The organism is Anaeromassilibacillus senegalensis, assembly GCF_001261775.1.
Classification (GTDB): domain Bacteria; phylum Bacillota; class Clostridia; order Oscillospirales; family Acutalibacteraceae; genus Anaeromassilibacillus; species Anaeromassilibacillus senegalensis.
This window is the reverse complement of the sequence record NZ_LN868535.1, coordinates 12401-25376: the sequence shown is the minus strand read 5'-3', so window position 1 is coordinate 25376 and position 12976 is coordinate 12401. Positions and strand designations below refer to the sequence as shown.

The following is a 12976-nucleotide window of genomic DNA, read 5'->3' as shown; positions in this document are numbered from 1 at the left end:
AGTGCCGATTATAAAAACAGATGCACAGGGAATTATCAAAACATCTTCCTCTATCGCGAGGCCGGGATCGGACGGTGTAGTTCGACAAGCAACAAGTGCATGGGCGTCAGATAAGAGCGGTGTAATACGTCGTGTATATGGGGGCGGGTCGCAACCCAGTACCCGCGATTATATTTTCAAATCGGGCATTTGGAGCGATACGCTCTTAACGGTTCACACTCATGAAGGAGATTACACAGAGTCCGGAGGGACTATCAACATTGTAAATGATAATACGACAGGTACAACTTTTGCTATATTTGCTAAACTCATATTAAAAGAATCCACTACTGCACAAACTTCAGCAACTTTTATGAGATACACAAAGTTGGGGATAGATTTGCATAGTGAATCGGAAGATGGATCGTATGCATCATTATCGCTAACTGATAGAATTGGTATTCCATCCTCCGGCTATGGAGTGAGTATAGATGGAGGGGTGTTTGATAATGTGGTAATTCTTAATTTATCTGGAGTAACAGCAGAGGAGTGCGCAGGAGGTGTTCAGTATCTTTTGACAGCAACGCAAGGATATGTTCAACGTACAACGATCCGGGCAATTTGGCTTTCGTAGCAGAATGCTAGTAGTTGAAATTTTACTTATTGGCGCACAATTGGCGCACTTCGCGTCAGGTATCTGCAAAAAACGGCTATTTCATGCGGTTTTATTGGATTATATGGCAGACTGTAAATCTGTTGCTTTTCAGCTTCGATGGTCCGAATCCATCCTCCTCCACCATGAGAAAACCCGCATTGCGTCTAGCTTTGCGGGTTTTTTGTCGTTGTTTTGCAACTCTCCAAAATTGTACTAAGAACTCATCAAAACGCAAGAATACCCGTTAAACTGGGGTGAAAATGGGGAAAAGCACTCGCTAAATTCGCACCGGGAAGAATGTTCACCAAAGGAATTTATAAAAACGAGGATGAACACCTACCACAAGTTTTAGGACGAATCTGGTTTGAAGCAGATATCAATTACTATAGCGGAAGGCGGAATAAGCACCGTCTGTTATGGTCCAACGATGGCTTGTTGTTTGTAACCTATGACCATTATCAAACATTTTTAGAAATCATTTAAAGGAGACGATAAACGATGGGAGAGAAAAAAACCATTACCCTGGATCTGACCGGCTGCAAATACTTGGGGGAAATCCATCAGAGAATTAAAAAAGCATTTGATTTCCCCGATTTTTACGGGGAAAATTGGAGTGCGTTTTCAGATCTGCTTTGGACGGAGTGTGACGCGAATCAAATTATTGTATTGGGAGAACATACCGTGCCAAAAGAACTTGAACCGAGTGTGAAAAAGATTAACAAGATTTTACAGGAGTTAAAGGAATTTCGGGCAGAATTCAATGACCTTATAGAAATAGAAATCTACAATTGATTGATCGACCAGTTACAACAAGCTTTGAGTATATCTTTACACAAAGTAATTTTTCCAAATGAATCTAAAAATAAAAAAGAGTCCGGATACGCTCATGTTCGGACTCTTTTTGTCCGCATCCAGGAATATTATAAAGATTTACGATTTTAGATCGGATGATACCATTTGAGGATAAACTCCCATTATTAAAAAGCTTTCGTTGTATAAAAAACCTCTTGACAAAACAAACTGTAATCTGTATAATAACAGATAGAAACTGAAATGATATAAATTACAGTTAGGAGTTGACGAACTTGAAGCGAAAAATCGCAGCGGGGTTCCTGTTGTGTTCCGCACTCTTTTTAACCGCCTGCGGACAGGCGAACGATACAGTCCCGTCTTCCGGGAGTTCCGCTGTGGAAAGCAGCCGGAGCTCGTCGGCAGATACGGAAGCCTATCATAAGATCGATGCGGAAGAAGCCAAAAAGATGATGGAAGCGGGCGGCGTCACGGTGGTGGATGTCCGGACAGCGGAAGAATATGCAGGGGCGCATATTGAGGGCGCGATTTTGCTCCCGGTGGAGACCATCGGAGAGGAACAGCCGGAGGAACTACCCGACCCTGATGCGGCGATTCTGGTTTATTGCCGTACCGGCAAGCGAAGCAAAGCAGCCTCTGAGCAGTTGGTCGCGCTGGGATATCAGAATATCAATGATTTTGGCGGAATTGTGGATTGGCCGTATGAAACGGTATCAGAGGAGGCGTGAGGCTTGACAAGTGAGTTCGGCGTGGCGGTCCACGCGCTGGTTTTTCTGAATCACAAGGGCCGGACGGTTTCCAGCGAGGAGCTTTCGCAAAATATTTGTACCAATCCTGCGCGTGTCCGCAAGATTATGGCGAAGCTCAAACGGGCGGGGCTGCTTTCCACCAAGGAAGGCGTCGACGGTGGATATCTGTTTTCCCTGGATCCGGCGGAGGTCAGCCTCCGTGAGATCAGCGAAGCATTGGAGGTTCAGTTCGTTGCCTCCGCCTGGCGCAGCGGGGATACCGATATGAAATGCCTGATCGCTTCCGGCATGGCGGATGTCATGGACGGCATTTACAGCGACCTGGACCGGCTATGCAAGGAGCATTTGGAACAGGTTACGATTCAACAAATTGACGACAGGATTTTCAGCAAGAAATGAAAGAGGTGTCTTATGATGAAAAAGGTAGATGCGGCAATCATTGGTTTTGGCAAAGGCGGCAAAACGCTGGCCGGCGCGTTGGCAGCGGCGGGGAAGCAGGTAGCGATTATGGAACGCTCCGACCAAATGTATGGCGGCACCTGCATCAATGTGGGGTGCATTCCAACCAAGTCGCTGGTACATAGCGCTGCGGTTTCTGAAGCGCAGGGCGGCACATTTGAGGAGAAATCCGCGCGCTATGCGGCAGCAATTGCGGAGAAGCGGCGCTTGACCGGCATGCTCCGCAAAAAGAATTTTGACAAATTGAACGATCTGCCCAATGTGGATGTGATTCATGGGACCGCCTCTTTTATTGATCCGCACACGCTGTCCGTACAGACGGCGAACGGCGAGGAAAAAATAGAAGCGGAACAAATTTTTATCAACACAGGCGCAAGGCCGTTTATTCCGCCTATTTCCGGGTTGAAGGAAAGCGCGCACATGGTTCTGAGCGAATCGCTGATGGAGTTGGATACGCTGCCGGAAAAGCTCGTCATCATCGGCGGCGGATACATTGGTATGGAATTCGCTTCTATTTACGCCAATTTTGGCTCCACCGTCACGGTGATTCAGGACGGGCCGGTGTTCCTGCCGCGTGAAGATGAGGAAATTGCCCGGGAGGTTCTCAAAAGCCTGGCGGACCGTGGGATACAGGTCCTGTTGTCCGCGCAGGTCGCTTCCGTACAGGACCGGGCGGATCGTGCAGTTCTTTCTGTGCAGATGGAAGCGGGAGCCGAAGAACTGGAGGCGGATGCCATCCTGGTGGCGACGGGACGCCGCCCCAACCTGGAGGACTTGCATCCGGAGGCCGCGGGTGTGGAGCTGACCCCGCGCGGCGCCATCCAAACAGATCCGTTCCTGCGCACGACGGTCCCGCATATCTGGGCGATGGGCGACGTGGCGGGCGGCCTGCAATTCACCTATATTTCACTGGATGATTTTCGAATTGTAAAATCTCAGCTTCTGGGAGACGGAAGCCGCAGCACGGAAAACCGCGGCGCAGTTCCCTACAGCGTCTTTCTGGACCCGCCGTTCTCCCGTGTGGGCCTGAGCGAGAAAGAGGCGAGGGAACAGGGGTACGATGTGAAAATTGCCAAACTGCCGGTGGCGGCGATTCCGAAGGCGCAGGTGCTCCGCAAAACCACGGGGTTGCTGAAAGCCGTGATCGATGCAAAGACCAACCAGATTTTGGGGGCGCACCTCTTCTGCGAGGAATCTCATGAGATGATCAATTTGATCAAGCTGGCAATCGATGCAAAACTGCCCTATCCCGTCCTGCGCGACAGTATTTACACTCATCCGACCATGAGCGAGTCGCTGAACGATTTGTTTGCGTCCGTTCAATAAAAATCTGAATCCAAAATAAAGGAGGTCCTTATGGGCTTTTCAGTTGAAACGAGTATTTCCGCGCTTACCGTCTTCTTACAGGGCATCGTGAGCTTTTTCTCCCCGTGCGTGCTGCCTCTGGTGCCTCTGTACATCGGTTATCTGGCGGGCGGCACCAAAACGGTCGATGAAAATGGTGCGATTCAATACCAGCGCAAAAAGGTGATGCTGAACACGCTGTTCTTCGTCATCGGTGTCAGCTTTGCCTTTTTCCTTCTTGGATTCGGCTTTACCGCGGTGGGCCGGTTCTTCAGCGGACAAAAAATGCTGTTGGCCCGCATCGGCGGCGTAATTGTTATTCTGTTCGGCTTGTTCCAGCTGGGGCTGTTCGGCTCTCATTCTCTGGGGCAGGAGCACCGGCTGCCGTTCCGGCTGAACAAGCTGGCAATGAACCCGTTGGTCGCGCTGCTGCTGGGCTTTACGTTCAGCTTTGCGTGGACGCCCTGTGTCGGCCCCGCGCTGGCGAGCGTGCTGCTGATGGCGACTTCCGCGGCCTCTTCCGCAACCGGCTTTGTTCTGATCGGCGTGTATACCCTCGGATTTGTATTGCCGTTCCTGGCGGTGGGGCTGTTTACCAGCACGCTGCTGGACTTTTTCAAAAAGCATCAGCAGGTGGTCAAGTATACGGTCAAGGTTGGCGGTGTGCTGATGGTCCTGATGGGCGTGATGATGCTGACCGGCTGGATGAATGGCATTACCGGCTACCTCTCCAGCTTTGGCGCGGGCCAATCTCCCTCGTCTGGCGCAGCTGTGAGCGAGCCATATGAAGTTCCGTCCAGTTCGGCGTCTTCCAGCGAGCCGGATGCGCCGTCTTCCAGCGAAGCGGCGGGCAGCGCGGACCCGGAGAAAATCCCGGCGCCCGATTTTACCCTGACCGACCAGTTTGGAAATACGCACACGCTTTCGGACTACAAAGGCAAAACGGTCTTCCTCAATTTCTGGGCGACCTGGTGCGGCCCCTGTCAGCAGGAGATGCCGGACATTCAGAAAATGTACGAAGAACACAACAAGAATGAAGACGATCTGGTGGTGCTGGGCGTTGCAAACCCCAAAACGGACACAAACTCCAGCAACGCGGACGTGTCTGAAGAAGAAGTCAAGCAGTTTTTGGATGAAAACGGCTACACATACCCGGTGGTGATGGATACAACCGGCGAATTCTTCGCAGAATATGGAGTGACCGCGTTCCCGACCACCTTTATGATCGATAAGGACGGCAATGTGTTCGGCTATGTGACCGGCACCTTGACCGAAGATATGATGAAGAGTATTGTCCGCCAGACAATGGAGGGCAAACGGGACAGTTAAAAACAGACGGAAGATACAGGAGGAAAGTAAAATGGCAGTTGTAGAGTTGACCAAAGAAAATTTCAGCGAAGAGGCATTGCAGGCGAAGGGAAAAGTTCTGATCGACTTTTGGGCGACCTGGTGCGGCCCGTGCCGCATGCTATCTCCGGTGGTGGATGAGATCGCGGAGGAAGGCCATGAAGGCCTGAAGGTCTGCAAGGTAAACATCGATGAACAGCCGGAGCTGGCGCAGCAGTATCAGGTGATGAGCATCCCGACGCTGCTTGTGCTGAAGGATGGCGTCGAGGCGGCGTCCTCCGTGGGGACCAAGCCGAAGGCGAAGATTCTCAAAATGATTGAAGAAGCGTAATCAAGAGACATTGGCTGTATTGCCATATATGTTTGAATAAAAACCTGGCAATATTAGAGCGGCTCCCTTTGCGTTTGACGGGGAGCCGCTCTGTTTGGTCAGTTGGGAACCGCTTCTTTTTCATGAAGTGATAATGCTGCCCGGAACGGGAACGATAAATGCCAGTGGAAAGGATGGTACACGATGCGTTTAAAGGAAATCTATTATGCGGGCGGCTGCTTTTGGGGCGTGGCGGAATATTTTTCCCGCATTCCCGGCGTGATGGAGGCGGAAGCGGGCTATGCCAACGGGGAAACAGAGAATCCGGGCTATGAGGACGTGTGCCGGGGCGATACCGGCCATGCGGAGACGGTGCGTGTGCGGTACGACCCGGAGGTTGTCTCGCTGGAAATCCTGACCGACCGGTTCTTCCAGATCATTGATCCCACCAGCCGCAACCGGCAGGGAAACGACGTGGGAACGCAGTACCGGACGGGAATTTATTATGTGGACCCACTTGACCGCCCTGTTTTGAAACAGGGGATGGACCGCGTGCGCGCTGTGCAAAGCAGGCCTCTGGCGACGGAACTGCAGCCCTTGCATAGCTTTTACCCGGCGGAAGAATACCACCAGGCGTATCTGCAAAAGCATCCAGGCGGCTATTGCCATATTGACTTCAGCAGCCTGCGCGACCTGGAGGTGCGGGATGGCCGGGTTGCTCTGCGCGCGTACCGGAAGCCCTCCGATGTGGAGCTGCGCAAACGTTTGAAGCCGGAACAGTACGAGGTGACACAGTGCGCGGCGACGGAGCGGCCCTTTACCGGCGCGTATTGGGATTTGCAGGAACCGGGGCTCTATGTGGATGTGGCGACGGGGGAGCCGCTGTTTTCCTCCGCCGACAAATATGACGCGGGCTGCGGATGGCCCAGTTTTACTCGCCCGGTGAACGGTGATGCGGTGCGGGAACGGTTGGACGTCAGCCATGGGATGCGCCGCACCGAGGTGAAAAGCCGGATCGGGGATTCCCATCTGGGGCATGTGTTTTCGGACGGCCCACGGGAGAGCGGCGGCTTGCGGTACTGCATCAACAGCGCGGCCTTGCGGTTTATTCCCTATGACCGGCTGGAGGAAGAAGGCTACGGCGCATACAAAAAGCGCCTCAAATAAAGCGATAAAAGGAAGGACGGTTCCGCTGTACGGCGGAACCGTCCTTCTTTTTGCGCTCAGAAATAGCAGTGGAATCCGTTTTCCAGAAAAATGGATTGATAATCCTGTAAGTCGGACTCGCGCAGCGCTTTTGCGTCGTGTAACAGGTACGGCTTGCTGAGAAATTCGTATTTCTTTTCTCCGAATTGATGGAACGGCAGCAGATTGACGTCTTTAGCGCCAAGCGATTTGAGGTGCGCGCAGAAACCGGCGGCGTCCTCCAACGCGTCGTTAAAGCCGGGGATGACCGGGATGCGGACAATCACCTGTTTGCCCGCGTCTATGGCGGCCTTCAGGTTGCGGGCGATTAAATCGTTTGGTACGCCGGTGGCCCCTTTGTGTGCTGCGCTGTCATACTGCTTGCAGTCGAACAGGTATAAATCAAGAAACGGCAGCAGGCGGGCGAAGGTTTCCTCCGGCGCGAAGCCGGTGGTCTCAATCGCGGTGTGCAGGCCATGCGCTTTGAGCGCTTGCAGCAGTTCCACCGCAAAATCCGGCTGGGCCAGCGGTTCCCCGCCGGAAAGAGTGACCCCGCCGCCGGATTCCTCGTAAAAATCCCGGTCCTGCAGGCAGACGCGCAGCACTTCTTCCACGGTGTACGGTTTGCCCTCCAGCGTCAGCGCCTTTTGCGGGCATGCCTGTACACAGCGTCCGCACCCGGTGCAGGCAGGCGTGCTGGATAGGAGGCCGTCCTGCTGCGAAATCGCCTTTGCCGGGCAGGTTTCCATACAGTGTCCGCAATGGACGCATTTTGCAGCGTCCCAAAGCAGCTGCGGCCGCGCACTTTGGGACTCCGGGTTGGAGCACCAGTAGCAGTGCAGCGGGCAGCCCTTGAAAAAGACCGTGGTGCGGATGCCCGGCCCGTCGTTGGTGCTGAATTTTTGTATATTGAAAAGGAACCCGTTTGACATGAAGATTGCTCCTTCCGTTTGATGGTTTTGGTATCTCTATCGTACCATAAAATTGCGGATTTGCAAGCTGAATATTGTATTTATAATAAACTTTGCTTTCATTCGTAAGTTTTAGGTTGACAAATGAATTGATCGTGCTATACTGGTATTAGAAAGAAAAGGAAATGGGGTGGAACCATGACAGGCAGGCATACAAATATACTGGAGCTTTTGACGGAGCGGCAGAAGATGGAGGTCACGCAGCTCGCGGAGCTGCTGGGCGTCTCACAGGTGACGGTGCGCAAGGACCTGGACCAGCTGGAGGCAAAGGGGCTGGTCAGGCGGGTGCACGGCTGCGCGGTCATCGGTTCCAGCGACGATCTGAACAACCGGCTGGCGTATCATTACGACAGCAAGAAAAAGATCGCCCAGGCCGCGGCGGCGGATGTGCGGGACGGGGAGACGGTGATGATTGAGTCCGGTTCCTGCTGCGCGCTGCTGGCGGAGGAACTGGCGAGCAAAAAACGGGATATTACGATTGTCACCAATTCCGCGTTTATCGCCGGGTATATCCGCACCGCGCCGCATGCGCGCGTGATCCTGCTGGGCGGCGAATACCAGCCGGAATCGCAGGTGCTGGTCGGGCCGGTCGCCCGGAAATGCGCGCAGGAGTTCTTCGTCGATAAGCTGTTTATTGGAACGGACGGCTTTCATGAACAGAGCGGTTTTACCGCGGGGAACCTGATGCGCGCGGAGACGGTCAAAGCGATGGCGGAGCAGGCCAATCAGGTGATAATCCTGACGGAGTCGGAAAAATTCAGCCAGCAGGGCGTTGTTTCCCTCCTGCGGCTGGAGCAGGTAAGCCGGGTGGTTACAGACGACGGCATTCCGGAAAGCGCGGAGCAGGCGCTGGTATCGCATGGGATAGAGGTACATAAAATTTCGATCGGATAAAAAGCGGAAGGGAGCGGTCTTGTGGAACAGTATGCAATCGGCGTGGATATCGGCGGAACCAAAATCGCCTACGGATTGTTCGATGGGGAGAAAAAGCTGGTCTATAAAAAGAAGGAGCCCTCCAACCCGGAGCTGGAGGCGGAGCCGTTCTTTGACCAGGTGGCGGACACGGTTCAGGGAATCCTGAAGGACTTCCATCTGGTGCCGGAGCAGGTGCGCGGCGTGGGAATCGGCATGCCCTCCTACATCCTGTTTGAGGAAGGGCGCATCCTGAAAACGACGAATCTCACAAAGATCAAGGACTTTCCCGCCAAGGCGTATCTGGTGCAGAAATTGGACGGCATGCGCGTGATCCTGGACAACGACACCCACGTGGCCGCGCTGGCCGAACACAGCCAGGGCGCGGGGCGCGGCTTTAAGCACATGATTTACTGCGCGGTCAGCACGGGCATCGCGAGCGGCATCATCATCAACAACGAGCTGTTCCGGGGCCGTTACGGCTGGGCCGGGGAGAGCGGGCACGCGATCATTACGCCGCATCAGGGGATTCGCTGCGGCTGCGGGAACGAAGGCTGCCTGATGTCGTATTGTTCCGGCTCCATGATCGTCAAGCACATCCGCAAGAAAATTGCAGACGGGGAACCGACCGTGATGACGGAGCTGGCGGGCGGCGCGGAGAAGATCACCGCCGTGCATTTGCAGCAGGCGTTCGACCGGGGCGATCCCATGGCCGTTTGGGCGGTGGAGCAGATGGCGCAGTACCTGGCAATCTGGCTGTACAACCAATATGAGATTTTGAACATCAACTGCTTTGTGTTCGGCGGCGGACTGGTCCACTTTGGGGACCGCCTGTTCCCAAGGGTACGCGAGCTGTTTGACGAATATAACGACAACGACCTTCCGGTCTATTTTAAATTTGCCGAGCTGGGCGACGATTTCGGCATTGTCGGCGCGGCGGAGCTGCTGTATTGATTGGATCAGAACAAGTGTGAATGTGTGACAGGAGGATAACCCATGAGCTATTTTGGAGAACTGACCCCGAGAATGCACGACTTCCGTGAGGAATTGCTGAACGCGAAGCCGCAGGTCTGTGTGGAACGCGCGGTGCTCACAACGCAGACCTACAAAGAGAACCAGGATCAGCCGCTTGCAATCAAGCGCGCGCTGATGCTGAAAAATGTGCTGGACGGTATGACGATTTTTATTGAGCCGCAGACGATGCTCGCGGGCAACCAAGCGTCTTCCAACCGCAGCGCCCCGATTTTCCCCGAATACGCCATGAAATGGGTGATCGACGAGCTGGACCAGTTTGAGCACCGCGACGGCGATGTGTTCTATATTACAGAGGAAAACAAGCAGAAGCTGCGCGACATCGCTCCGTTTTGGGAAAAGAACACCCTTTTGGACCGCGGGCTGGCGGCATTCCCGCCGCATTCCAAGCTGTATTACGACCTGGGCATCATCAAGTCGGAAGGCAACATCACCTCCGGCGACGCGCACTGCGCCGTCGATTACGGGCGGATGATGCAGGTGGGCATGAAGGACTATGCCCGCCGTGCGCAGGAAAAGCTGGATGCGCTGGATTTGACCGACTATAAAAATATCCATAAAAGCTATTTCTACCGTGCGATCCTGATTGTGGTGGACGCGGTGCGGAATTTTGCCAAACGTTATGCGGACCTTGCCGCGGATATGGCGGCAAAGGAGCCGGACGGCAAGCGCCGGGCCGAGCTGGAAGAGATGAGCCGCATTTTAAACAAGGTGCCGTATGAGCCCGCCGGTTCCTTCCGCGAAGCGGTGCAGTCGCTCTGGCTGGTTCATCTGGTTTTGCAGATTGAGTCCAACGGCCACAGCCTTTCCTATGGACGGATGGACCAATACCTGAACCCGTATTACGAAGCCGATTTGAAGGCAGGGAAGATTACAGAGGAAGAGGCGGATGAACTGCTGTGCAACCTCTGGCTCAAGACCTATACGATCAATAAAATCCGCTCCTGGAGCCACACGCAGTTCAGCGCGGGCAGCCCGCTTTACCAGAACGTGACCATCGCGGGCCAACATGCGGACGGCAGAGATGCGACCAACCCGCTCTCCTGGCTGATCCTCAAAACCGTCGCGCAGTGCCATCTGACGCAGCCCAACCTCACCGTGCGGTACCATCACGGCCTGTCCGACGCGTTCATGCGCGAATGTGTGGAAGTGGTGCGCTGCGGGTTTGGTATGCCGGCGTTCAACGACGATGAGGTGATCATTCCGAGCTTCATTGAAAAGGGCGTCAAGCCGGAGGATGCGTATAATTACAGCGCCATCGGCTGCGTGGAGACGGCGGTTCCCGGCAAATGGGGCTACCGCTGCACCGGTATGAGCTTCCTCAACTTCCCAAAGGCACTGCTGATCGCCATGAACGACGGCGTGGACCCGGCCTCCGGCACCAGGCTCTGCGAGGGGGTGGGGCATTTCCGCGAGATGCAGTCCTTTGACGACGTGCTGGCCTGCTGGGATAAAGTCATTCGCGAGATGTGCCGCCAGTGTACGATCATCGACGCCACCTGCGACATGGTGCTGGAGCAGGATACAGCGGACATTCTGTGCAGCGCCCTGACCGACGACTGCATTGAGCGCGGCCTGAATATGAAGGAGGGCGGCGCGGTTTACGACTTCATCAGCGATTTGCAGGTGGGCATCGCCAACCTGGCGGACAGCCTGGCGGCGATGAAGAAGGTGGTCTTTGAAGACAAGGCCGTCACTCCGGCGCAGTTGTGGGACGCCATGCAGGCGAACTTTGCGGGCCCGGAGAACGAGCGCATCCGCCAGATGTTGCAGGACGCGCCCAAATACGGCAACGACGACGACTATGTGGATCAACTGGTCGTGGACGCCTACAACACCTACATTGATGAGATGAAAAAATATCACAACACCCGCTACGGGCGCGGCCCCATCGGCGGCGTGTACTATGCGGGCACCAGTTCCATCTCCGCCAATGTCCCGCAGGGCGCGGGCACGCTGGCGACGCCGGATGGACGCAAAGCCGGGGAACCGCTGGCGGAGGGCTGCAGCCCCAGCCACGCGGCGGACGCAGGGCGCGGGCACGCTGGCGACGCCGGATGGACGCAAAGCCGGGGAACCGCTGGCGGAGGGCTGCAGCCCCAGCCACGCGGCGGACAAAAACGGCCCGACCGCCGTGTTCAAGAGCGTTGCGAAGCTGCCCACCGGGGAGATCACCGGCGGCGTGCTGCTGAACCAGAAGGTCACCCCGCAGATGCTGGAAAAAGAGGAAAACCGCAAGAAGCTGGTCATGCTGCTGCGCACCTTCTTCAACCGCCTGCACGGCTACCATGTCCAGTTCAACGTGGTCAGCCGGGAAACGCTGCTGGACGCGCAGAAGCATCCGGAAAAGCACCGCGACCTGATTGTCCGCGTGGCGGGGTACAGCGCCTTCTTCAATGTTTTGTCCCGCCAGACGCAGGACGACATCATCGAGCGCACGGAACAGGTCATCTGATTGCATTAAAATAGGAAAGGGAGCCATCACCATGGAATTTTTGTTTGACAGCGCCAATCTTGCGGACATTGAACGATACAGCGCCTGCTTCCCGATTACGGGAATTACCAGCAACCCGAGCATCCTGAAAGCGGAAGGGAAGATCGACCTGTTTGCCCACATGCGGAAGGTCCGTTCCCTGATTGGCATGGAAAAGTCGCTGCATGTGCAGGTGATTGCGGAGGATTGCGCGGGGATTCTGGACGAAGCACACGCGATTCTGCGGAACATCGATAATCAGGTCTATATCAAGGTGCCCACTACGGAGGAAGGCCTCAAAGCGATGCGCGCGCTGAAAGCGGAGGGCGTGAACGTGACCGCTACCGCCATTTACAGTAAGATTCAGGGCTTTATGGCGATTGCCGCGGGCGCGGATTTCATCGCCCCGTACTACAACCGCATGGAAAACCTCGACATTGACTCCTGCGAGACCATCGCCGCGTTCCGGCAGATGATCGATTCCTGCGGCGCACGGACGAAGATCCTGGCGGCCAGCTTTAAAAACGTGGCGCAGGTGACCAACGCACTGCTGGCGGGCGCGCACACCGCGACGGTCCAGCCCGGGCTGCTGCATGAGGCGTTCGGCATGGCGGCGATCAAGAAGGCCGTGGATGATTTCCACACTGACTGGGTCAAGGTGCAGGGTGAAGTTTCCATCACGGAGTTATCATAATATAAAGACGGAGCGCCATGGTATTTAGACAGACAGCGCCGCCGGGGTGGAATTTT

General features: G+C 54.9%; 13 protein-coding genes and 1 pseudogene. 13 read left to right on the top strand and 1 reads right to left on the bottom strand.

Features of this window, described 5'->3' with window-relative positions; genetic code table 11:
• The first annotated feature begins 1 nt into the window (after window position 1).
• From BN2106_RS15900 to msrB, 9 genes are all read left to right on the top strand, one after another.
• Complete coding sequence (locus BN2106_RS15900; RefSeq protein ID WP_154666366.1) at window positions 2–613, top strand: hypothetical protein; 612 nt, start codon at window positions 2–4, stop codon at window positions 611–613.
• Window positions 614–931: 318 nt separating this feature from the next.
• Window positions 932–1117 (top strand): ribonuclease domain-containing protein, encoded by a 186-nt coding sequence (locus BN2106_RS15445; protein WP_074017358.1) that lies wholly within the window; start codon window positions 932–934, stop codon window positions 1115–1117.
• 15 nt (window positions 1118–1132) lie between these two features.
• Complete coding sequence (locus BN2106_RS00360) at window positions 1133–1426, top strand: barstar family protein (protein ID WP_050696594.1); 294 nt, start codon at window positions 1133–1135, stop codon at window positions 1424–1426.
• A 293-nt stretch (window positions 1427–1719) separates the two neighbouring features.
• Window positions 1720–2172 (top strand): rhodanese-like domain-containing protein, encoded by a 453-nt coding sequence (locus tag BN2106_RS00355; protein WP_330379703.1) that lies wholly within the window; start codon window positions 1720–1722, stop codon window positions 2170–2172.
• A 3-nt stretch (window positions 2173–2175) separates the two neighbouring features.
• Entirely contained in the window at window positions 2176–2592 is a 417-nt protein-coding gene (locus BN2106_RS00350; protein WP_050696593.1) for an RrF2 family transcriptional regulator, read from the top strand.
• Window positions 2593–2607: 15 nt separating this feature from the next.
• A complete protein-coding gene (locus BN2106_RS00345; protein ID WP_050696990.1) occupies window positions 2608–3978 on the top strand; it encodes an FAD-dependent oxidoreductase in 1371 nt (456 codons plus the stop codon).
• 30 nt (window positions 3979–4008) lie between these two features.
• On the top strand, window positions 4009–5325 hold the full coding sequence (locus BN2106_RS00340) for a redoxin family protein (protein WP_050696592.1): 1317 nt from the start codon (window positions 4009–4011) through the stop codon (window positions 5323–5325).
• 31 nt (window positions 5326–5356) lie between these two features.
• Window positions 5357–5674, top strand: coding sequence for a thioredoxin (trxA, locus tag BN2106_RS00335; protein ID WP_050696591.1), 318 nt, complete (start codon window positions 5357–5359; stop codon window positions 5672–5674).
• A gap of 183 nt (window positions 5675–5857) precedes the next feature.
• Window positions 5858–6820, top strand: coding sequence for a peptide-methionine (R)-S-oxide reductase MsrB (gene msrB, locus BN2106_RS00330; protein WP_050696590.1), 963 nt, complete (start codon window positions 5858–5860; stop codon window positions 6818–6820).
• A 56-nt stretch (window positions 6821–6876) separates the two neighbouring features.
• Here the strand turns inward: msrB and BN2106_RS00325 are convergent, their stop codons facing one another.
• Entirely contained in the window at window positions 6877–7770 is an 894-nt protein-coding gene (locus tag BN2106_RS00325; protein WP_050696589.1) for a glycyl-radical enzyme activating protein, read from the bottom strand.
• A gap of 177 nt (window positions 7771–7947) precedes the next feature.
• Between BN2106_RS00325 and BN2106_RS00320 the strand changes: the two genes are divergently transcribed.
• The 4 genes and pseudogenes from BN2106_RS00320 (at window position 7948) to BN2106_RS00305 (ending at window position 12920) form a co-directional block, all read left to right on the top strand.
• Complete coding sequence (locus BN2106_RS00320) at window positions 7948–8703, top strand: DeoR/GlpR family DNA-binding transcription regulator (protein ID WP_050696588.1); 756 nt, start codon at window positions 7948–7950, stop codon at window positions 8701–8703.
• 21 nt (window positions 8704–8724) lie between these two features.
• Entirely contained in the window at window positions 8725–9675 is a 951-nt protein-coding gene (locus BN2106_RS00315) for an ROK family protein (protein ID WP_050696587.1), read from the top strand.
• A gap of 42 nt (window positions 9676–9717) precedes the next feature.
• Window positions 9718–12208, top strand: a pseudogene (locus BN2106_RS00310) (glycyl radical protein).
• 31 nt (window positions 12209–12239) lie between these two features.
• Complete coding sequence (locus BN2106_RS00305) at window positions 12240–12920, top strand: fructose-6-phosphate aldolase (RefSeq protein ID WP_050696586.1); 681 nt, start codon at window positions 12240–12242, stop codon at window positions 12918–12920.
• The last annotated feature ends 56 nt before the right edge of the window (window positions 12921–12976 follow it).

What these genes read in the sequence shown, in the direction of transcription:
- BN2106_RS15445 (WP_074017358.1), top strand. Translation starts at nt 932, where the DNA reads ATGTTCACCAAAGGAATTTATAAAAACGAGGATGAACACCTACCACAA.
- BN2106_RS00360 (WP_050696594.1), top strand. Translation starts at nt 1,133, where the DNA reads ATGGGAGAGAAAAAAACCATTACCCTGGATCTGACCGGCTGCAAATAC.
- BN2106_RS00345 (WP_050696990.1), top strand. Translation starts at nt 2,608, where the DNA reads ATGAAAAAGGTAGATGCGGCAATCATTGGTTTTGGCAAAGGCGGCAAA.
- BN2106_RS00340 (WP_050696592.1), top strand. Translation starts at nt 4,009, where the DNA reads ATGGGCTTTTCAGTTGAAACGAGTATTTCCGCGCTTACCGTCTTCTTA.
- trxA (WP_050696591.1), top strand. Translation starts at nt 5,357, where the DNA reads ATGGCAGTTGTAGAGTTGACCAAAGAAAATTTCAGCGAAGAGGCATTG.
- msrB (WP_050696590.1), top strand. Translation starts at nt 5,858, where the DNA reads ATGCGTTTAAAGGAAATCTATTATGCGGGCGGCTGCTTTTGGGGCGTG.
- BN2106_RS00325 (WP_050696589.1), bottom strand. Translation starts at nt 7,770, where the DNA reads ATGTCAAACGGGTTCCTTTTCAATATACAAAAATTCAGCACCAACGAC.
- BN2106_RS00320 (WP_050696588.1), top strand. Translation starts at nt 7,948, where the DNA reads ATGACAGGCAGGCATACAAATATACTGGAGCTTTTGACGGAGCGGCAG.
- BN2106_RS00305 (WP_050696586.1), top strand. Translation starts at nt 12,240, where the DNA reads ATGGAATTTTTGTTTGACAGCGCCAATCTTGCGGACATTGAACGATAC.